Below are 20,630 nucleotides of genomic sequence, written 5' to 3'. Positions count from 1 at the left end.
GAGGGGTGGGTAGCGTGGCGGAGTCCCCCTCCAGCGCGGTCGTCTTCCCGGGGATGGCGGGATCCGCGTTCACCGACGTGGGCAGGTTCATGCTCTTGAACCCGTTCGCGCGGCGGCGGCTGGCCGCGGCCGACGAGGTGCTCGGCTACTCCGTGCTCGCGAGGCTGCGTGAGTCCGAACAGGACTACACCGAAGCCGCACGGGTCGCGTTCCTGGTGAACTCGCTCGCACTGGCCGATCTCGCCGCCGAACGGCTCGGGATGACGCCCTCGCTGTGCGTCGGCGCCAGCTTCGGTCAGCAGGCGGCGGCCGCGTACACCGACGCACTGTCCTTTGCGGACTCGATCAGGCTCGCGGTCGGCGTGGCCAGGATCGAGGACGAGTACTTCGCCACCGAACACACCGATGTCGTGACGCACTCGTTCACGCGCACCCCGCGGGAGAAGCTCGACGGGATGCTCGCGGAACTCGGGGCGTGGCACGAGGTTTCCGCGCAGCTCGACGACGGTTTCTACATGATTTCGTTGCGGCGCAACGATCTCGACGGGCTCAAGGACCGGATCAGGGACGCGGGCGGCTATTCGCTGTACACGATGTGGCCGCCGGTGCACGCGAGCGTGTTCACCGGGTTGCGGGAGCGGATCGAAGCCGAGGTCGTCGGCGAGCTGACGTTCGCCGACCCCGCGCTGCCGATCGTGTCCGATCAGGACGGTTCGGTGCTCGGTGACGCGGCGGGCGTCCGCGATCTCGTCCTCGGCGGCGTGGTCCGGCCGATCCGCTGGGACGCGGTGCTGGAATCGTTGCGGGACAACGGGATCGGCACCGTGTACGTGCCGGGACCGGAGAACCTGTTCGCCAGGCTCCGCGGCATGGGCAAGGCGTTCAAGACCGTCGCGGTGACCCCGAAGAGCGCACTGCGGGCCAAGCCGGGGCGGCTCCTCGCCGTGGCGGGAACCTGACCGACGAGACGGAGTGACGATGTCCACTGTGACCGGTAGCAAGGGCGGCGACCTGTGGTTCGGCGCTTCGCTCAAGCTCCAGCGCGCACTGGTGCGCCGGGTCAAGGACCCGTTCGTCCAGCTACTCCTCGGCGACGGCCAGGCCGACCGCATCCCGTACTACGACCGGATCCGCGCCGAGGGCCCGCTGTTCAACAGCAAGGCGACGAAGAGCTGGATCACCACGAGCCACCCGCTCGGCACCGAGATCCTGCGCGACCGCACGCTCAAGATGAGCGGGCTCGACGGCAAGCCGAACGGCCAGAAGGTCAACCTCAAGATCGGCTGGGACAGCTCGTTCCTGACCAAGGACGCGCCGGACCACACCCGGCTGCGCAAGCTGGCCGCGCCCGCGTTCACCCCGCGCCGCATCGCGGAGTACCGCGCCACCGTGGAAAAGCTGTGCCACCAGTTGATCGACAAGGTGGAGACGACCGGCGCCTTCGACCTCGTGCACGATTTCGGCGCGCCGCTGCCGGTCGCGGTGATCGGGCAGATGCTCGGCGTCGACGCGGGGGACCACGACTACTTCCGCGAGCACGGCATGGTCATCGGCGAGCTCATCGACGGCGTGACCTCGCTGCCGCTGGCGCGCCAGGTCCGCAAGGCGATCGACGCCTACCACGGCCTGTTCGACGCCATGATCGAAGCGCGCCGCACCAAGCCGTCCGAGGATCTGGTCAGCTCGCTCGGCAAGGCATACGACGACGGCGTGCTCACCCACGAGGAGTTGCTGAGCCTGTGCACCGTGCTCGCGGTCACCGGGTTCGAGACCACCGTGCACATGATCGGCAACACGGTTTCGGCGCTGCTGCGCCACCCCGAGCAGTGGGACCGGCTCAAGCAGGACCCCGGCCTCGCGCCCAAGGCGATCGAGGAAGGACTCCGCTGGGACCCGCCGACCGTGGCCTCCACCAGGGTCCCGCACGAGGACACCGAATTCGCCGGCCAGCCGGTCAAGGCGGGCGAACCCCTCACCGTGCTGCTCGCCGCCGCGAACCGCGATCCCGAGGTCTACCGCGACCCGGCCGAATTCGACATCGTCCGCGAGGGCGAACCGGACCACCTCGCCTTCTCCGGCGGAAGCCACTTCTGCATCGGCGCCCCGCTGGCGAGGATGGAAGGCGATGTGGCGCTGCGTGTACTGGCGGAACGGGCGCCTGGGTTGCGGATTACCGCTGCTCCGCGTCGGCGGTCTTCCGCCGTGGTGAACGGGTGGCGGGAGCTGCCGGTTTCGTTGCGGTAGAACGGTTTCCGCGTCGGCTTCAGCTCGGCTGCACCCCGTGCACCAGGATCGCGATCTGCACGCGGTTGTTGACGTTCAGCTTGGTCAGCAGCCGGGAGACGTGCGCTTTCACGGTCGCTTCGCTCATGTACAGCTTGCCCGCGATCTCGGCGTTGGACAGGCCCCTGCCGATTTCGATCGCCACTTCGCGTTCGCGCGCGCTCAGCTCTTTAAGCGCGCTTTCGGCGACTTGCCGCTCGTCGCGGGTTTCGGTTTCGGTGAAGTGCTGGATGAGCGTGCGGGTCACGGCGGGGGAGAGCATCGCGTCACCGGCGGACACCGACCGCACCGCCTGGACGATCTCCAGCGGCGGGGTGTCCTTGAGCAGGAACCCGCTCGCACCGGCCTTCAGCGCGCCGAAGACGTAGGAGTCCACCCGGAACGTGGTCAGCACCAGCACGTGCGGCGGGTCGGGCAGCTCGCGCAGCTTCCCGGTCGCGGTGATGCCGTCCATGTCGGGCATCCTGATGTCGATCAGCACCACGTCGGCGCGGTAGCGCGTCGCCGCACCCACCGCCTCCGAGCCGTCCGAGGCTTCGCCGACCACCTCGATGTCGTCGCCGGAGGACAGGATCGTCCGCAGCCCGGTGCGCACCAGCGCGTCGTCGTCGACGAGCAGCACCCGGATCGGTCCCTTCCGCGTGCTCATTCCGACCACTCCAGTCGCGCGTCCACCAGGAACTCTCCATTCGGCGTTTGTCCATGTGACAGGGTGCCGCCGACCAGGCTGACGCGCTCGGCGAGACCGACGAGCCCGGTGCCAGAGCCAGGCAGGGCCGGGGTGTCGCCGGGCTCGCCCGGCCGCAGCGGGTTGCGCACGGTCACCCGCAGCCCGGTGCCGGGGCCCCCGGTCACCGACACCGCGGCGGGGGCGCCGGGGGCGTGCTTGGTGACGTTGGTCAGCGACTCCTGCACCGCACGGTAGGCGGCGCGGGCCAGCTGGCCCGGCGCTTCGTCGGCCCGCTCGACCTCGAAGGTCAGGTCGACGTCCGCGCCAGCCGCGGTCGACTCCTCGACCAGGGTCGGGATGTCGGAGAGCGTGCGCTGCTTGCTCAGCGGCGCCTCGGCGCCCTGCGCTACCCGGAGCACGCCGATCACGTCGCCCAGTTCCACCAGGGTCTGCCGCGCGCTCGTCCTGATCAGCGCGGCGGTGGTGCGGACCTGCTCCGGCGGCAGATCGGACCGGATCTCGAGGCCGCCCGCGTGCAACGCGATCAGCGAGACGCGGTGCGCCAGCACGTCGTGCATTTCGCGGGCGATCCGGGACCGCTCGGCCTGCCGCGCCTGGTCGGCGAGCAACCGCTGTTCGGCTTCGGCGCGTTCGGCGCGCTGGCGCAGCGAGACGATCAGCTGGCGCCGGGCGCGGACCATCATGCCCCACGCCAGCGCCGCCAGCAGCAGACCGAGCGCGGGCACGACCCCGTCCCAATACTTCGACAGACCGGGAAGCAGGACGTAGTAGATGGTGGTGCCCGCCGCGTTGAGCGCGGCCACCGCGAGCGCGATCCCGGCGGGGGCGACACCGGCGACGGTGAACACCGCGATCAGCGCGGGCGCCACCGCCACGGTCGACACGGTGGTCGCGGTCGCCGTGGCCACCGCGACCCACAGCGGCCACCGGCGCCGCAGGAACAGCGAAAGGCAGGCCACCCCGCCGACGACGAGATCGGAGTAGAACAGCGGCCCGCTGAGCTGGACCCCGCCGACCCTGACCGCGACGACCAGCAGGGCCAGTCCGAACAGGACCGAAACCACGAACGTGGTGACGTCCCCGAGCCAGTCCAGCGCGGTGCGGCGGGCGTGCCGGCCGCCCTCGCCGGGTGCGTCCGGTACCGGGACGAGCCACCCCGCATCCAGGCTGAACCGCCGCTTTCCCGCCGCCACCGGCTCAGCGTAGCGCCGGAGGCGGCCCGGCACCCGATACCCCCTGAGCGGGTGCGAATAGGGGCGGGTAGGGGTGGACGGTCCGGGGGGTCGGCGAAATAGATTGGCTGGGTCGAGCATATTGCCCTCCGGATTCCGAATGACAGACCTGCTCACCATTCCCCTCGTGCGCACTATCGGTGGTATGCGCCATGAGCGTCGATGTGCGGCCAATACCCCTTAGAGAGGTGCGGAGAACATGGGCGCGAAGCGTGAAGACGACGAGTTCGCCGCGGAGACCGGGGAGTTCACCGTGGGCAGGGTCCGGCCCTGCCGGATAGTTCAGCTCAACGAGTTTTCCGATCCGCGGGGCAGCCTTTCCGTGGTGGAAACGGGCAAGGACATCGACTTCGACATCGAACGGGTCTACTACCTCTACGGCCTTCCGGTGGCCACCGTCCGCGGCGCGCACGGGCACCGGAACCTGCAGCAGCTGGTCATCGCGGTGCACGGCCGGTTCGAAGTGATCGTCGACGACGGCAAGAACAAGCAGAGCTTCAGCCTCGACCACCCGTCGCGCGGGTTGTACATCGGGCCGATGGTCTGGCGGGATCTGATCAACTTCTCCGAAGGTGCCGTCGGCGTGGTACTCGCGTCGAGTCATTACGACGAGGCCGACTACTACCGCGACTACGCCGATTTCCTCAACGACGCACGGAGCCTCGCGTGAAGGTGCCATTCCTCGATTTGCACGCCGGATACCTCGCGCTGCGCGAAGAAATCGACGCGGCCTGCCATCGGGTGCTGTCCTCCGGCCGGTACCTGCTCGGCCCGGAACTGGAAGGCTTCGAAGCGGAGTTCGCCGAATACTGCGGCGCGGCGCACTGCGTCGCGGTCGGCAGCGGGTGCGACGCGCTCGAACTGAGCCTGCGCGCGCTCGGCATCGGCGACGGAGACGAAGTGATCGTTCCTTCGCACACGTTCATCGCGAGCTGGCTGGCGATCTCGGCGGCGGGCGCGGTACCGGTGCCGGTCGAGCCGGACGAGGACACCTTCACCCTCGACCCCGAGCTGATCGCCGCCGCGATCACCCCGCGCACCAAGGCGATCATGCCGGTGCACCTCTACGGGCAGCCAGCGGATCTCGACCGGATCGCCGAAATCGCTGCGGCGCACGGCATTCCGGTGCTCGAGGACGCCGCGCAGGCCCACGGCGCCCGCTACCGCGGCAACCGCGTCGGCACCGGCTCGCTGGCCGCGTCGTTCAGCTTCTACCCCGGGAAGAACCTCGGCGCGCTCGGCGACGGCGGAGCGGTGGTCACCTCGGACGACGACCTCGCCGACCGGCTGCGCCTGCTGCGCAACTACGGCTCGAAGGTCAAGTACCAGCACGAGATCAAGGCGACCAACTCCCGGCTCGACGAGCTGCAGGCCGCCGTCCTGCGGGCGAAGCTGCCCCATCTCGACGACTGGAACGCGCGGCGCGCCGCGGTCGCCAAGCGCTACCAGGACGAGTTCGACGGCCTGCCGGGGCTGGTGCTGCCCAAGGTCGAGCCGTGGGCCGAACACGTGTGGCACCTGTTCGTCGTGCGCGCCGCGCAGCGCGAACGGCTGCGCGACGCGCTCGACGAAGCCGGTGTCGGCACCCTCATCCACTACCCGGTCGCCGTGCACCGCTCTGGCGCCTACGCCGACGCGGGCTGGCCCGCCGGGAGCCTGCCGATCGCCGAACGGCTGGCCTCGCGGGTGCTCAGCCTGCCGATGGGACCGCAGCTGTCCGACGAAGCCGTCGACGCGGTGGTTTCCGCGGTGCGCGGCTGCCTCGGCTGACTCACATCCGGCGCAGGTGCGGCCACAGCGTCGACCACGGGACCTTCGGCCCGGACACGACGTAGACCGAAACGCCGTTGTTGCTCGTCGGCACGCCGTTCGGGTTGTCGATCGTCGCGGCCTTCCGCACGTTGTCGAACAATGCGGGCAGCGCTTGGGGGAACGCGGTGACGTAGAGCGCCACGGTCTTGTCGTCCGGCGGCGCGCCGAAGTACCAGAACCCGCGATTCGGGCTGTACGCGGCGGGGAGCCCGAGCGGCTCGCCGTAGTGTTCGAGCGCGCTCGCCTGCCAGTAGTCTTCGCCGATCAGGATTGCCTTCCGGCGCTCGTCCGGCGGGAGGCCGCGGTAGACCGACGCGACGTCGCCCGCCAGTTCCGGCCAGCCGACGCTGCCCGGTTTGCTCAGGAACTCGTCGGTCGGGCTCACCGTCGACGCGGGCAGCACCGGCAGGGTCAGCGCCGCGGCGAGCAGCCCGGACACCGCGAAAACCGGCCAGGTGGTGACCCAGCGCCACCACTTCGCGGGCTCGCCCTGTTCGATCTCCACCGCGGCCGCGGCCCACAGCGGGGCGAAGATGCCCGCGCTGTAGTAGGGCCTGCCGCCGGAGACGACGAAGACCACGACCACGACCAGCGCCGCGATGGCGAGGAAGCGGTACGGGCGGAGAGCGGGGGAGCGCAGCAGCCGCCAGCAGCCGTAACCGAGCAGCACGGTGCCGACCAGCACCCCGGCCCACAGCAGGATGACCGGTGCGTTGACCAGCTTGCCCGCGAATCCGGTGCCACCGCTGATCTCGTGCGAGATCTGGTCGGTCATTTCGAGCTGCGGCCAGCCGTTCGCGGCCTGCCACAGCATCGCCGGGATGATCGTGACCACGGTGATCGCGGCGCCCGCCCACAGGAGCGGCCTGGTGAGCATCCGGCGTGGGCCGACCGCGAGCATGCCGACCGCGAGCCCGATCCAAAGCACCGGGACCAGGTACTTGACCTGCAAGTCGACCGCGGTGACCAGCCCGGCCCAGAGCAGCAGCCGATCGGCGCGGACACCGGCGCGGTCGAGCCGCACCCAGCGCACCACGAGCAGCACGATCACCGCCCACAGCACCACGTCCAGGGTGGGCGTGGTGAGCAGGTGACCGGTCCACAGCGTGCCGAGGGAAACGGTGTAGGTGGCCGCGGCGAGCACCTGCGCCCTGCGGCCGCCGCCGAACTCGCGGGCGAGCAGCGCCACCACGACCGTGCCGAGCGCGGTGATGACGGTGGCGGGCAGCCGGAACCCGGCGACCTGGCCGGGGAACAGGCTGTCCATCAGGCTCGCCAGCAGTGGCACCAGTGGCGGCTGGTCGGCGTAGCCCCAGGCGAGGTGCTTGCCCGCGGAGAGGTAGTAGAGCTCGTCCCCGAAGTAGCCGTAGTGGCCGCTCGTCAGCAGCAGCACCATGCCGAGTGCGCCGGCGAGGGTCCAGACCGGGCCTCGGGCGAGTGCGGGAAGGGCGGGTGGTGCCGGATCGGTGCGCACGGGGGTGGTGCCGAGTGTGGCGGTCACGGGGATCTCCTCGATCTGCGGTGCGTCTCCTGACCTGGATACTGCCCGCGCCGCGGCTCCGGCAAACACTCTGCGCGATCGGGTGGATCGGGATTGTGGCCGAGAGAACGGGGGTCTACTCAGGTCGAAATTCAGGGAAAAACCCAGTTCAGGGCGTCGCTGCGAGCGAAGCGCCGGTGAGTGGCGCCTTCGGCGGGGAAAACGAACGGAGCGAATCTTTAGACTTTCGTCGAGGTTCGATCGCGCTCGGTAGTCGAAGGTCTGTGACCCGGTCGGGGTGTGCCGGACACTCCGGATCGGTCCCGTCGCGCCGTGGAATTCGCCCGGGAAATCCGCGGAAAGTGCTAATCGCGGTAACCCCTACCGCGCGGATTCCGGTGCTGGGGTATGGGGGTTCGAAGGGGTTGTCGGTGCCTGGTGGGGCTGGCAGGGTTCGGCTGGGGAACGTCGGGAATCTGGCGGGGGGACGCCGATCGCGGTGTCCGCCGGAGTGGCGCGGCGCGCACGCACGTCCATGGTGCCTGGAGATTCGCTGTGCCGGCTCGCGTGTTTTCGGATGGTGCGTTTTTCGAGAAGACACAACCGGAGCACGGCCGGAATGTGCCGGGTGACCTTGGCGTGACGGCGGGCGAGAGAAAGGGACGAGCGTCGATGACCTCATTCGTTGAGGCACTCTCCGGGGGGATGCCGGGTGCCGAGCTGGAACGCCTCGAGTTACCCACCGAGTACACGGCCGCCCACATCCGGGTGGAGGACGAGGACATGTTCGCCGGCGTGGCCGACAAGGACGTGCGCAAGTCGCTGCGCGTCGGCTCGGTGCCCATGCCGGAGCTGGCACCCGACGAGGTGCTGGTCGCCGTGATGGCCAGCGCCGTCAACTACAACACCGTCTGGTCGGCGATGTTCGAACCGCTGTCGACCTTCAAGTTCCTCAAGCAGTTCGCAAAGCAGGGCGGCTGGGCGACCCGGCATGACCAGCCGTACCAGGTCGTCGGATCCGACGGCGCGGGCGTGATCGTGCGGACCGGCGCCGGGGTGCGGCACTGGCGCGTCGGTGACCGGGTCGTGCTGAGCCCCGCCTACGTCGACGACCAGGAAGCGGCCACGCAGGCCGACGGCATGCTCGGCGCCGAGCAGCGCGCGTGGGGCTTCGAGACCAACTTCGGCGGCCTCGCCCATTTCACCGTGGTGCGGACCAACCAGCTCGTGCCGAAGCCAGCGCACCTCACCTGGGAAGAGGCCGCCTGCAACACGTTGTGCGGCGGCACCGCCTACCGGATGCTGGTCAGCGACAAGGGCGCCCGCATCAAGCAGGGCGACGTCGTGCTGATCTGGGGCGCGACCGGTGGCCTCGGCGCCTACGCGGCGCAGCTGGTCAAGAACGGCGGCGGCATCCCGGTCGGCATCGTCGGCTCGGAGAGCAAGGCCGAGGCGGCACGGCGGCTCGGGTGCGACGTGGTGATCAACCGCACCGAGTTCGGCCTGCACGACGACGTCAGCGGCGATCCGCGCCAGGTGATCGAGATCGGCAAGCGGCTCGGCGCGATCATCCGCAAGGAGGTCGGCGAGGACCCGCACATCGTGTTCGAACACGTGGGGCAGGCGACCTTCGGCATCTCCGTGTTCGTGGTGCGGCGCGGCGGAACCGTGGTCACCTGCGGTTCGAGCACCGGCTACCACCACCAGTTCGACAACCGCTACCTCTGGATGAAGCTCAAGCGCGTCATCGGCAGCCACGTCGCGAACCAGCAGGAGCAGTACGAGTTCAACCGCCTGGTCGGGATGGGCAAGGTCATGCCGACGATGTCGGAGCTCTACCCGCTCGCCGATATCGGCGAGGCCGCCCGACTGGTCCAGACCAATCGTCATATCGGCAAGGTCGGGGTGCTGTGCCTCGCCCCCGAAGCCGGTCTCGGCGTGACCGACCCGGAACTGCGCGCCCGCATCGGCGAGGAAGCGCTGAACCCCTTGCGCGGCTTCGGTTCCGGCGACGGGGCCCGGTGAGGCGGGGATGACCGAGAAGACCGCGGGCATCGTCGCGACCGGGTCCTACCTTCCCGAGCGGAAGGTGACCAACGACGAGGTCGCCGCCAGGGTGCCGGACATCACCGCGGAGTGGATCGAGCGCAAGACGCTGATCCGCGGCCGCCGCTACGCCGCGCCGGACGAGGCGACCTCGGACCTGGCGGCCAAGGCCGCCATCGAGGCGCTCGACCAGGCAGGGCTGAGCGCGGACCAGCTCGACTACCTCATCGTGTCGACCTCGACCGGTGACTCGCCCCAGCCGCCGACGGCGTGCCTCGTGCAGCTCGCGATCGGCGCCCACCGCGCCGCCTGCTTCGACATCAACGTCGTCTGCGCGGGTTTCGTCTACGGGCTGGAACTGGCCAGGACGCTGGTGTCGGCCAGTCCCGGCACCAAGGTCATGGTGATCGGTGCCGACCTGTACTCCCGGATCCTCGACTTCGACGACCGCAGCACCGCCGTGCTGCTCGGTGACGGCGCCGGTGCCGCGATCGTCGCGGAAGTCGAGGCGCCGTACGGGATCCTGGCCACCGACCTGTCCACCAAGGGCGAGGCGCACGAGCTGATCAGGGTCGAGGCGGGCGGCAGCAGGCTGCCCAGCTCCGCGGAGACCCTCGCCGACGGCGGCCACTTCTTCAAGATGTACGGCAGGGGCGTGCGCGACTTCGTGATGGAGCACGTGCCACCGGCCACCCGCGGCCTGCTGGCGCGCGCGGGTCTCGGCGTCGAGGACGTCCAGCACTTCGTGCCGCACCAGGCGAACGGTGTGCTGCTCGGCGAGCTGGTCGAGCGGTGCGGGCTGACCGGCGCCCGCACCTGCCGGACGCTCGAGGAGTTCGGCAACATCGGCAGCGCCTCGGTCCCGGTCGCGCTCGACGACGCGCACCGCTCCGGTTCGCTGCGCGACGGGGATCTCTTGCTGCTGGCCGGTTTCGGCGGCGGGATGTCGCTCGGGGCGAGCCTCGTGCGGTGGTCGGCCCCGGTGAAGGAGCTGGTCCGATGAGCGACGAAAGCGTTGAAAAGATCACGAAGGTCGGTGTCGTCGGCTGCGGCGTGATGGGCGCCGGATTCGCCGAAACCTGCGTCAGGGCCGGTCTCGACGTCATCGTGGTGGCGTCCAGCCCCGCCTCGATCGACCGGGGTCGCGCGCGCGTGCGGAAATCGCTGGATGGCGCCGTGCGCAAGGGAAAGCTCGCCGAAGCCGAGCGCGACGCGGCGCTGGACCGGCTCGCGTTCACCTCCGAGCTGCTGGACCTGCGTGACCGCGAGCTGGTGCTGGAAGCGGTGCCCGAGCACGAGCCGACGAAGCTCGAAGTGTTCGCCGCGCTGGACAAAGTGGTCGAAGTCGAGAACGCCGTGCTCGCGTCGATCACGTCGTCCATCCCGATCGTCCGGCTGGCCACCGCGACCGGGCGCGCCGAGCACGTGCTCGGCCTGCACTTCTTCAACCCGGCCCCGGTGCTGCCGCTGGTCGAGGTCATCGGCTCGCTGCTGACCGGCGAGGAAACCCTTGCCAGGACCCAATCCTTCGTCACCGGCGTGCTGGGCAAGCAGGTGATCCGCTCGAAGGACCGCTCCGGGTTCGTGGTGAACGCGCTGCTGGTGCCGTACCTCCTCGCGGCGGTGCGGATGCTGGAGTCCGGGTTCGCCACCGCCGAGGACATCGACAAGGGCATGACGCTCGGGTGCGCGCATCCGATGGGCCCGCTGGCGCTGATCGACCTGATCGGCGCGGACACCATCGTCTCCGTCGGCGAGGCGCTCTACGACGAGTTCCGGGAACCGCTGTACGCGCCGCCCCCGCTGCTGGTGCGCATGGTGGACGCCGGTCTGCTCGGCAAGAAGGTCGGACGCGGCTTCTACGACTACTCGTGACACCGGCCGCGCCGGGCGGGCCAGCCCGCCCGGCGCGCTCCGTCAGCCCCGTGCCCGCGCGTACTCGTCCGCGGGCCGCCTGCCGTGCTCGGCCGGCCTGCACTGCGGCAGTTCCACCTGGAGACCGGTCGGCAACTCCTTGCGGCGGCTCACGTTCAGCTTCCGGTAGATCCGGGTGAGGTGCTGCTCGACGGTGCTCACCGTGATGTAGAGCTTGCCGGCGATCTCGCGGTTGGTGTGCCCGAACGCGGCCAGGTTGGCTACCCGAAGCTCGGCCTCGGTGAGGGCCTTCGCCTTGTCCGACACGGCGGGGCTCAGCGTCGCCGATGACGCGGCCGCGGCGGCCGGTTCCTCGACGCGGTGCGGCATCACCTTCTGGCACAACGGTTCCGCGTGGCAGTCGTTGGCCACGTGCCACGCGCGCCGCGCCATCAGCCGCACCTGGCTCGGCTCGCCGAGCGACTGGTGCGTGCTGCTCAGATCGCTGAGCACCCTGGCCAGCTCCAGCCGGTCGCCGGAGGACTGCAGCTCCTCCTCCGCCTCGCGGAGCAGCCGCGGCCGCTGGCGGGGCTCCTGGGTGGCGGCGACCGCGCGCAGCGAAAGGCCGCGCGTCCGCGAAGGCCGCTTGCCGCAGCGGGCGAGCTGTTCGGCGGCCAGCTTCTTGGCACGTTCGGGCTCGCGGAGCCGCCCGTACACCTCGGCCAGCGCCGAGCGCCACGGGATCAGCGCGGGCAGGTCCATCCGCCAGGCCACCATCAGCTCACCGCAGGCGTGGAAATCGGCGAGCGCGGCGTACAGCCTGTCGGTGGCCAGGTTGTACTGGCCCCGCGCGTACAGGAAGTGCAGCCCGGCCCTGCTCTCCAGCAACGCCTCCGGCAACGGCTGGTCGAGCAGCGCGGCGGCCTCGTCGTACTTGCCCATCGCGGTGGTGGCCAGTACGAGGTTGGCCAGCGGAAGCCCGATCGCCACGCCCCAGCTCTGCGCCGTCATGTCGCCGAAAGCCTTGCGGGCGAACGATTCCGCGCCGCGGAGGTCGCCGTAGCGGAAGGCGATCTCGGCGCGCACCGAGCACAGCAGCGCGCGCCAGCCCGGTGTCCTGCGCCCGGCGGCCTCGGACAGCAGCAGATCGCACCACGACGCGGCCTTGTCCAGCCGGTCGGCGTAGATCAGGGTGCACAGCGCGGTGTCGACCGGGACGATGGTCGCGTCGCCGAGGCGCGTGCACTGCAGCACCTGCTCCGCGTCGGTCACGGCCTCGCCGGTGGCACCGGTGGACAGCACCGTGCTCAGCGCGTTCGTCGCGCGCCTGCCGGGTTCGGCGCCGAGCGCCGCGGGCAGGCCGTCCCGCGACGGCGCGGGCACCGGGCTCGACGGCATCCGCCCGAGCACGGCGGGGTAGGAGACCGACAGCCACTGCCGGGTGGCGGCCAGCGCGGCCGCGGCCTTCACGTCGCCCGCGGGCACCTGCTCCTGCATCAGGGTGGCCACTTCGACCGCGTCGTCGACCATGCCGTGCCACAGCAGGTGGCCCAGCAGCGAGCGGGCGTGCCCGGCGTCGAGCAGCCCGTCGCGCATCGCGGTGAGGAGCTCGGCGAAGTGGCGCGTGCTGGTCGACGGGTTGATCCGCCACACCACGTCGGTCAGCTTGACCAGGGTCGCCACCTGGTCGCGCCGCACCCGGCTGAGCCGGATGGACCGCTCGAGGTAGCGGACGGCGAGCTCGCACTGGTCGTTGCGCAGTGCCTGGTCCGCGGCCTTGCGCAGCGCCGAAACCGCCCACGGGGCACGGAGTGCGTCGGCCTTGAGGATCTGCTCCGCCACGGTGGTCACCGCGACCCCGCGGTGGTGCAGCAGTTCGGCCGCCCTGCCGTGCAGCGCGGCGCGGGTCACCGGGGCGAGCTCCTGCAGCACCGTTGCCCGCGCCGCGGGGTGCCGGAACCGGAGCGCGTCGAGCAGCCCGGCGGCTTCCAGTTTCTGCAGCGCGTGGCCGACGAGCGCGGTGTCGAGGCCGAGCAGTTCGCTGAGCAGTTCGAGGTCACAGGACTCGCTCAGCACCGCCACGCCGTTCGCGACGTCGAGGCACTGCTGGTCGCCGCGGTGCAGGCAGCTCAGCACCGCGCGGGTGAAGGCCTTGCCGACCACGGGGGAGGCGGTCCTGCCGGTGGCGGGCCTGCCCGCGGCCGAGCCGTGGTCCTCCAGCAGCGCCCGCACCAGCAGCGGGTTCCCGCCGGTGATCGGGTGGAACGCGGTGGCGAGCTCGGTCGCCGCGGCGCCGAGCCTGCCGGTGACGACCTCGCGGACGCCGTCGGCGCTCAACGGCGCCAGCCGGATGCGCCGCGTGTGCGAGTGCCTGAGCAGCTCGGCGTGGAACAGCGGGTTCACGTCGCGCGCCTGGTCCGTCTCGCCGAGCAGCACCGCCAGCCGCTCCCAGCGCGAGCGCTTCGCCAGGTACAGGAGGAACTGTAACGATGGGACGTCCGCGTGCTGGACATCGTCGACGATCACCGAAATCGAACACGATCGAGTGAGCCCCAGCAGAAGCTGGCACAGCTCGTCCGCCACGTGCGTCCTGACCTGCGGGACGCGCTCGGACTCCGGATCGAAGCCCGCCGCGTCCGCCTTGGCCTCGGCGAGCAGTTCCGCCACCCGCGCGCCGGTTCCGGCGTCGAACGGGCCGCCCTGCAGGAGCTGGCTGACCACCCCGAAGGGGACGGTGCGCTCGGCGGGCGAGCCGAGCGCGGTGAGCAGCAGCGCGTCGTTTTCCACGCTGTGCTCGGCGAATTCGGTGAGCAGTTCGGTTTTGCCGCTGGCCACCGGGCCGCACACGACGGCGTTCCCGCCCTTGCCCCGTGCGGCGTCGGCTGCCAGTGCTGTCAAGGTGGCCAGTTCCGCGGAGCGTTCGGCCAATGCCATAGGTAGTGCCCTTCCCCCATGACCGAGACATGGCTCGGCCAGCCCTGGTCATCCCAGGTTCGACCATCCCCAGTGGCGATCGCCCGAGCACCCGTAGTCACGGTCAGAAGATCACTGCGCTCAAACTAACAGGTGAACGAGTAACGCGTCGACTGGTGAAATTTGGACAATCGGTAACCAGTCGGTCGTGGATGGTCCTTCATTAGCGAGAATTTGCGATGCTGTACGGGTGAGCAAGCCACTATCCGAACCCAGCCTCCGGGACGTCGCGTCCATCGGCCTGCTCAGCGCGGCGTACCCGCTGGCAACGGTCGAGGCCGTGGTGGACGCCGCCGGGGTGCGCGAGGAGCGCAACCGCAAGCTCCCCGCCCAGCTGATGGTGATGTTCTCGCTCGGCATGTGGCTGTGGCCGGAGGCCGGGTACGTCGCGGTACTTCGCGCGCTCCAATCGGGGCTGTACTGGGCCAGAGGCGTGCCCTCGCTGCCCGAGCTGCCTTCGGACGGCTCGATCACGAACGCGCGAAAACGAGTGGGCCACGAACCGTTGAAGGCGTTGCTCGCGACCGCGCGGGGTAGCGAGGCGGCCGGGGACGATCCGCGAGCCTCTTTCGCCGGGCTTCGCCGGGTCGCCTTCGACGAGATGGTGCTCGACGCGCCGAGTTCGCCGGAGAACGGCGCCGTCTTCGGCACTCCGCCGAAGCTGCGTGCGGCGATGCTCGCGGAGTGCGGCACGCTGTCGCTGCTCGGCGCCGAAGTCGAGGGTGCGGCCGAGGTGACCTCCCCGGCGCTGCTGGAGCGCCTGCTCGCGGCGGGGACGGTGGACGAACGCACCCTGCTGGTCGCCGATTTCCCCGGCGGGACCGGGCTTTCGCCCATGCTGTGGCCTGCCGCGAGGGCGACCGGCGCCGAGCTGCTGTGGCGGGTGCCGCCGTCGGCACCGCTGCCGTGCCGCACCGTGCTGCCCGACGGCACCTACCTCTCCGAGCTGGCCTGGCCCGGTTCGGACCGCGGTATCGAGGTGCGCGTGGTCGAGTACCGCCTCGACGGCGCGTGCGGCGACTACTACCCCGTGCGGCTGGTCACCAGCCTGGTCGACCCGGAGCGCGCGGACGCGGCCGGGCTGGCTGCCTGCCACGCGGATCGGTGGACCGCGGGCGAGGTCGGCAGGGTGGTGCGGCTCCGCCCGAGCACCTCCGGTACGGCGCTGCGCTCGAAGAGCGCGGGCACGGCGCTCGCCGAGGCGTGGGCTTTGCTGTGCGTCTACCAGGCGATGCGGAAGCTGGTGCGCCCCGCGCCCGCCGTAGGGCGGGACCACGTGCGGATCTCGACGATCGGCTAGGAGGTGTTTTGGACGTGGTTTGCGTGGCGGTGCGGGTAGGAGAACCTGACGTGGCCCACCCGCCAGCCCGACCACCGCCCCTCACGGAGGCGCTGCGCGCCACTGTGCTGTCTGGCTCCGGGATCGCCGACTCATGACCTCCCTCCCGTCAGCCCGACCACCACCCCTGGCGGACGCGCTGCGCGCGACAGTGTCTTCACCACGCTGGCGCTGTCCTCGCCAGGAACCACGTCAGAACCTCCGGCGGTGCGAGCTGACGGCCCACCTCAAGCGGCTCCGCCGCTTCTGAAACACGCTAGGGGAATTCGGCGGCTCGCGGGCGTTTCACCGCCGCGGGCCCTGGGTACGTACGGTTCGGCGGTGCGCTCCCGGCACGGAGGTCGCCAGATCTGCACCACCGAACACCGCTGTGTTATGGTCCATCCGCATCAACGCAGTTCTCGCGGAATTGGCTCAGCGCGGCGAAGTCGCCGCGGCCAAACACTTCGGCCCGGCAACGTTCTCCGGCAAAGAAAGGCGCACAATGAAGTACGATGTCGCGCAGATCATCGGCGCAGTGCTCGTCATCATCGGTGGTCAGGGTGCCATTGGGCAGCTTATCGATCACGAAAAGCAGGCTTTGCTCGTCTGGGTGCCTGGTGGCTGGGTGCCCAAGGTCATCATCTACGTGGTCGTGATCGTCATCGGCGTGCTGCTGGCGGGCTGGGCCCACACCAAGGCCAAGGCGCTGGGCAGGCGGAAGTAGCCGGTCCCGCTCGTTCCCGGCGAACCGCACGCACTGTCGCGAAAGGCCCGGAGATCACTGACGCTGAGTGATCTCCGGGCCTTTTCGGTTTTCCGGATCGGGGCCCTCGGGAACGGAATCGGCAAAAGCGTAGGGGTATCCACCGGTTAGCTCCGGGCTAAACGAAGGGGTGCCCCTGCCGGGCGTGCATCCTATCTATTTAATACTTTAGTCTAGGGTAGTGACGCAGTTCACATGCGGACTCTCGGGTATTGAGAGCGGATTTCACCGCGGAATCCAGGGTTTCGGTCAGACGCCGAAATGTGTGCGATTTGGCGCATATCTCGCGCGGGTGCCGGGTTAATCCTTTTCGAAGGGGCCGGTCACTCCCGCTCGGGCAGGTGTGCCTTGCACGTCATCAGCGCGATCTGCACCCGGTTGTGCAGGTTCAGCTTGGTCAGCAGCCGGGACACGTGGGCCTTGACGCTGGCCATGCTCATGTAGAGCTCGTCGCCGATCTCGGCGTTGGACTTGCCCTTGCCGATCAGGAGCGCCACCTCGCGCTCGCGCTGGCCGAGCTGGCGCAGCAGGTGGGCCGCCTCGTTGTCGCCGCGATCGGCGGGGTCACGGGTGACGCGGGCGATGAGCCGCCGCATCACCTGCGGCGCCAGGATCGGATCACCCGCCGCGGCCAGCCGGATGCCCTTGATGATGTCGGTGGGCGGGGTGTCCTTGAGCAGGAATCCGCTCGCCCCGGCCCGCAGCGCGCGCAGCACGTTGTCGTCCGCGTCGAAGGTGGTCAGGATGATCACCTCGGGCCCGTCCTGCTGCGCGTGGAGCAGCTCGGCCGCCTGCACGCCGTCCATCTCCGGCATCCGGATGTCCATCAGCACCACGTCGGGCCGGTGCCGCTCGACCGCCTCGACGACGTGCGCGCCGTCGGCGACCTCGCCGACCACCCTGATGTCGTCGACCCCGCCGAGGATCATCGCGAGCCCGGCCCGCACCAGCGCGTCGTCGTCGACGATCAGCACGGAGATGGTCTCGTTCACTGGCCGCTGTCCCCCGAATGCTCTTCCCGCGCGCATTCGGCTGCGATCGTCCTGCTCCGAACGCGCCGGTGATTCCGCGTGGTGAAAATTGCTTACCGCGGTGACGGTAACAGTGGCAGCCTGGTTCGAACATCGACCAAAGTCGAAACGAGAGTAGCCGTTCGTCGGCGCTCCGTAGCCGGGACGCGGCGGCAGAAGTGCCGGGAGGGTCGGGATTATCGTGCCAGGGCACCGTGTTCGCGTGCTGGATCGGGTGTCGGCATGGCACAATCATGTGTACTGAATGGACGCATTTCCATCATCGCTGGCGAACTGGTCGCCGCACCGAAACGGGAAGCGCAACGGGGCGTGGATACGGTCAACACGGACGGAACGGCGGCAGACCGCTCGGCGATGGACTTGGCCGCCGAGCGGCTGGCGGAGATCCTCGCGGACGACGAGACCGGCCGGATGCTGGCCGCGGCGGCCGCGCTGCCCGCTTCGGACGCGAGCGCGGTGATCGCCCGCATCGCCGACGCGGCCACCGCGCGCGTGCTGCGCGAGCGGCCAGGCCGCCCGATCCGGCTCAGCCGCACCGACCGGACGGCACTGGTCGGCTGCGCCCGCGGGCTCATCCGGGAGCGGATCGGCGAAACCGGCGGTGGCGCCGCTTTCCCCCGGCAGCAGGCACTTCCGCCGGAACTGATGGAGCGCGAGATCGCCGCGTGGCGCTCGCGTCCGCTGGACATCGGGTACCCGGTGCTGCACCTGGCGACCGTCGCGGCGGCCGAGGGGGACGACCGCACCGTGCGGCTCGCGGTCGCGGTCGACGCGGACGGCCTCGAGCAGGTGCTGGGGATCTGGGTCGGCTGCGACTGGCGCGCCGCGCTCGCCGAACTGCGCGAACGCGGGCTGCGGAACGCGTTCGTGGTGTGCTGCGCCGAGGACGAGGAATGCCGTGCGGCGGTGGAAGCGGTGTGGCCGGACGGCACCGTGATCACCTCGACCGCCGAGCTGATCACGAAGACGATGCGGTCCGTCCCGCGTGCGGAGCGCGCCGCGGCGCTCGCCGCGATCCGCCCCATCTTCGACGCGGCCGACGAGGCGCAGGCGTGCCGGAGCATGATCGGGCTCCGCCTCGACTGGGACGCCGTGCACCCGGCGCTGGTGGCCGCGGTGGAAGCCTGCTGGGACCGGATCGCCGCGACCTTCCGCTTCGACCGCGCGGTGCGGCGGCTGGTGTATTCCAGCAACATCGTCGACCAGGTCGAGCAGCGGCTCCGGCGGCCGGCCGAGGAGATCACGCTCCGGTCGGTCTACCTGATCGCCACCGATCGCGTCCGCGTCCCCGGCGGGCGGGACTGGCCCGAGGTGGGCCATTCCCTCGCCGAGTAGGGGAGCGCTCAGTCCTCGGGCAGTTCGATCGGGGCGAGCGCGGGGAAGAGGTCACCAGGGCCGGGGTTGTCGGCGGGAGTGGCGCCGCCGAAGTGGTTCAGCACGCCCCATACGGCGTTGAGCGCGGTCGTCACGGCGCCCTCGGCGAACCCGCCCGTCCACGAGATGTCGTCGCCGGCGAGGAAGAGCCCGCGTTGGTGCTGCGGCAGTTCGTCCTGCATGAAGTGGGTGAACAGCCGCCGCTGGTACCGGTACTGGCCGGGCAGGTTCGCCTTGAACGCGCCCTGGAAGTACGGCTCGGTCTCCCAGGTCACCGTGATCGGGGTGCCGATGATGTGCGACCGGATGTCCACGCCGGGGTAGATCTGCGCGAGCGAAGCCAGGATGACGTCGAGACGTTCCTTTGTGGACAGTGCGGCGAGTTTCAGCGAATCGTCGTTCCAGGTGTAGGAAAGGCACATCACGCCGGGGCGGTTGGGCCCGTCGTCGAAGAGGTAGACGCTGCGGGGGAGCCGGTCGGTGAGCGTCATGCTCAGCACGTCGCGCCCGGTGTGCGGGTCGGCGTCGAGCCAGAACGGCCGGTCGGTGATCACGAACAGCTTCGACGAGCCCATGTAGTGGGTGCGTTCCACCGCGGTCCAGTGCGACGCGGGCAGGAGCGCTTCGCTGCAGCCGATCTTGGACAGCAGCATCCAGCTCTGCGCCGCGAACACCGCCGCGGGATAGGTGCCGATCCGGTGGTCGGCGTCTTCGACGGTGAACCCGCGCGCGGTGCGGCTGAGCCTGGTCACCGCGGGCCGGTGCCCGCCGGGGTGCAGCGAGGCCAGCGAGGTGCCCGACGGCCAGTGGGCGGGGTCCGGGTGTTCGTGCGCCCAGAGCCGGAGCGGGAGCTGCTGGCTGCCGCCGAGGACGCGCCGCTGGTCGACGTCCGCGCCGGTGTAGACCACGCGCAGGATCTCCAGCATCGAGTTCGGGAAGTCGGTGTCCCAGCCGCCGGTGCCGAAACCGACCTGGCCGAAGATCTCCCGGTACCGGAACGAGGTGAACGCCGAGGTGCTGGTGAGGAAGCCGTAGAAGGACTGGTCGTCGAGCTGGGGAACGAGCCGGTTCCAGATCGCCTTCATGGTCGGCACGTCCCGGCGGCGGATGGCGTCGTCCATCGCGGCCAGCTCGGCGGTTTCGTTGAGCGCCTTGTCCCACGCGTCGGACGCCTGCTGGTAGATGCTGGGCAGCTCGACCGGGGTGCGCGCGTAGTGCGAAACGCCCTTGAGATCGACCACGGTGCTGGGCGTGCACGCGGAGAGCGGGTTCGGGAACGGCGCCGTGTCCAGGCCGACCGTGTCGAGGTAGTGGTAGAGCGCGGTGGCGGCGGGCGGGAAGCGCATCGCGCCGAGTTCGGCGACGGCCCCGGGGTGGGCGTCGAACGACACCGACCGCATCCGCCCGCCGAGCTGCTCGGCCTCGTAGACCACCGGGCGCAGGCCGAGCTTCAGCAGCTCGGTCGCCGCGACCAGCCCGGCGATCCCGCCGCCGATCACCGCGACCTCGGTGCCGTGGTGGCGTTCCGGGATGCTGCCGAGCCCGGCGGGGTGGGCGAGCCAGTCGTCGTAGGCGAACGGGAAGTCCGGCCCGAACATCGTGATCGGGGCGGAGGAGGGAAGTTCGCTGCCTGCCGCGCCCATCGTGTCCCCCTTGCCGTCGCGGAAATCGTGGTCCGCGCATTCGAATGCGCATGGCGCCAATGGCCATCGCACGACCGGCGAAATTCAGTTCGCCGATGAGTCGACCGTGCACGCCGCACCGCGTCGT

The 20,630-nt window shown here is 70.2% G+C and carries 16 protein-coding genes; 10 read left to right on the top strand and 6 right to left on the bottom strand.

Going from position 1 to position 20,630, the window contains the following annotated elements; genetic code table 11:
* The first annotated feature begins 14 nt into the window (after positions 1–14).
* Both HUW46_RS09670 and HUW46_RS09665 read left to right on the top strand, forming a co-directional pair.
* Complete coding sequence (locus HUW46_RS09670; RefSeq protein WP_254125999.1) at positions 15–959, top strand: ACP S-malonyltransferase; 945 nt, start codon at positions 15–17, stop codon at positions 957–959.
* A 19-nt stretch (positions 960–978) separates the two neighbouring features.
* A complete protein-coding gene (locus HUW46_RS09665; RefSeq protein ID WP_215546976.1) occupies positions 979–2,244 on the top strand; it encodes a cytochrome P450 in 1,266 nt (421 codons plus the stop codon).
* A 19-nt stretch (positions 2,245–2,263) separates the two neighbouring features.
* Here the strand turns inward: HUW46_RS09665 and HUW46_RS09660 are convergent, their stop codons facing one another.
* Both HUW46_RS09660 and HUW46_RS09655 read right to left on the bottom strand, forming a co-directional pair.
* On the bottom strand, positions 2,264–2,932 hold the full coding sequence (locus tag HUW46_RS09660) for a response regulator (RefSeq protein ID WP_215546975.1): 669 nt from the start codon (positions 2,930–2,932) through the stop codon (positions 2,264–2,266).
* Positions 2,929–4,167, bottom strand: coding sequence for a sensor histidine kinase (locus HUW46_RS09655; protein WP_215546974.1), 1,239 nt, complete (start codon positions 4,165–4,167; stop codon positions 2,929–2,931). Before HUW46_RS09655 ends, HUW46_RS09660 begins: the two co-directional genes overlap by 4 nt.
* Positions 4,168–4,405: 238 nt before the next feature.
* Here HUW46_RS09655 and HUW46_RS09650 point away from each other — a divergent pair, with 238 nt between their 5' ends.
* Together HUW46_RS09650 and HUW46_RS09645 are read left to right on the top strand one after the other, a co-directional pair.
* On the top strand, positions 4,406–4,876 hold the full coding sequence (locus tag HUW46_RS09650) for a sugar 3,4-ketoisomerase (RefSeq protein WP_215546973.1): 471 nt from the start codon (positions 4,406–4,408) through the stop codon (positions 4,874–4,876).
* Positions 4,873–5,976, top strand: a complete 1,104-nt coding sequence (locus tag HUW46_RS09645) for a DegT/DnrJ/EryC1/StrS family aminotransferase (RefSeq protein ID WP_215546972.1) — start codon at positions 4,873–4,875, stop codon at positions 5,974–5,976. Before HUW46_RS09650 ends, HUW46_RS09645 begins: the two co-directional genes overlap by 4 nt.
* A 1-nt stretch (position 5,977) precedes the next feature.
* Here HUW46_RS09645 and HUW46_RS09640 read toward each other — a convergent pair whose 3' ends face one another.
* Positions 5,978–7,519: an ArnT family glycosyltransferase gene (locus HUW46_RS09640; protein WP_254125997.1), complete on the bottom strand. Its 1,542-nt coding sequence runs from the start codon at positions 7,517–7,519 to the stop codon at positions 5,978–5,980.
* Between the two features lie 651 nt (positions 7,520–8,170).
* Between HUW46_RS09640 and ccrA the strand changes: the two genes are divergently transcribed.
* Genes ccrA through HUW46_RS09625 form a run of 3 tightly spaced genes read left to right on the top strand, consistent with a single transcriptional unit; the run spans position 8,171 to position 11,419 of the window.
* Positions 8,171–9,523, top strand: a complete 1,353-nt coding sequence (gene ccrA / locus HUW46_RS09635) for a crotonyl-CoA carboxylase/reductase (RefSeq protein WP_215546971.1) — start codon at positions 8,171–8,173, stop codon at positions 9,521–9,523.
* A gap of 7 nt (positions 9,524–9,530) precedes the next feature.
* Entirely contained in the window at positions 9,531–10,547 is a 1,017-nt protein-coding gene (locus HUW46_RS09630) for a 3-oxoacyl-ACP synthase III family protein (protein ID WP_215546970.1), read from the top strand.
* Entirely contained in the window at positions 10,544–11,419 is an 876-nt protein-coding gene (locus tag HUW46_RS09625) for a 3-hydroxybutyryl-CoA dehydrogenase (RefSeq protein WP_215546969.1), read from the top strand. The genes HUW46_RS09630 and HUW46_RS09625 overlap by 4 nt, the downstream gene beginning before the upstream one ends.
* 42 nt (positions 11,420–11,461) lie before the next feature.
* Here HUW46_RS09625 and HUW46_RS09620 read toward each other — a convergent pair whose 3' ends face one another.
* On the bottom strand, positions 11,462–14,332 hold the full coding sequence (locus HUW46_RS09620) for a helix-turn-helix transcriptional regulator (RefSeq protein WP_215546968.1): 2,871 nt from the start codon (positions 14,330–14,332) through the stop codon (positions 11,462–11,464).
* A 229-nt stretch (positions 14,333–14,561) separates the two neighbouring features.
* On the opposite strand from HUW46_RS09620, the gene HUW46_RS09615 reads away from it, so the two are divergent.
* Positions 14,562–15,671 (top strand): transposase domain-containing protein, encoded by a 1,110-nt coding sequence (locus HUW46_RS09615; protein WP_215546967.1) that lies wholly within the window; start codon positions 14,562–14,564, stop codon positions 15,669–15,671.
* Between the two features lie 409 nt (positions 15,672–16,080).
* Complete coding sequence (locus tag HUW46_RS09610) at positions 16,081–16,416, top strand: hypothetical protein (RefSeq protein ID WP_215546966.1); 336 nt, start codon at positions 16,081–16,083, stop codon at positions 16,414–16,416.
* A 362-nt stretch (positions 16,417–16,778) separates the two neighbouring features.
* On the opposite strand, the gene HUW46_RS09605 is transcribed toward HUW46_RS09610, so the two are convergent.
* Positions 16,779–17,447 carry a response regulator gene (locus tag HUW46_RS09605; RefSeq protein ID WP_254125996.1) on the bottom strand — a complete coding sequence of 223 codons (669 nt, stop codon included), beginning with the start codon at positions 17,445–17,447 and terminating at the stop codon, positions 16,779–16,781.
* Between the two features lie 348 nt (positions 17,448–17,795).
* On the opposite strand from HUW46_RS09605, the gene HUW46_RS09600 reads away from it, so the two are divergent.
* Positions 17,796–18,821 (top strand): transposase, encoded by a 1,026-nt coding sequence (locus HUW46_RS09600; RefSeq protein WP_215546964.1) that lies wholly within the window; start codon positions 17,796–17,798, stop codon positions 18,819–18,821.
* Positions 18,822–18,829: 8 nt separating this feature from the next.
* Here HUW46_RS09600 and HUW46_RS09595 read toward each other — a convergent pair whose 3' ends face one another.
* Positions 18,830–20,503, bottom strand: coding sequence for a flavin monoamine oxidase family protein (locus tag HUW46_RS09595; RefSeq protein WP_215546963.1), 1,674 nt, complete (start codon positions 20,501–20,503; stop codon positions 18,830–18,832).
* Between the last annotated feature and the right edge of the window lie 127 nt (positions 20,504–20,630).

Source organism: Amycolatopsis sp. CA-230715 (assembly GCF_018736145.1).
In the GTDB taxonomy this organism is placed as follows: domain Bacteria; phylum Actinomycetota; class Actinomycetes; order Mycobacteriales; family Pseudonocardiaceae; genus Amycolatopsis.
This window is presented reverse-complemented; position numbering and strand designations above follow the sequence as displayed.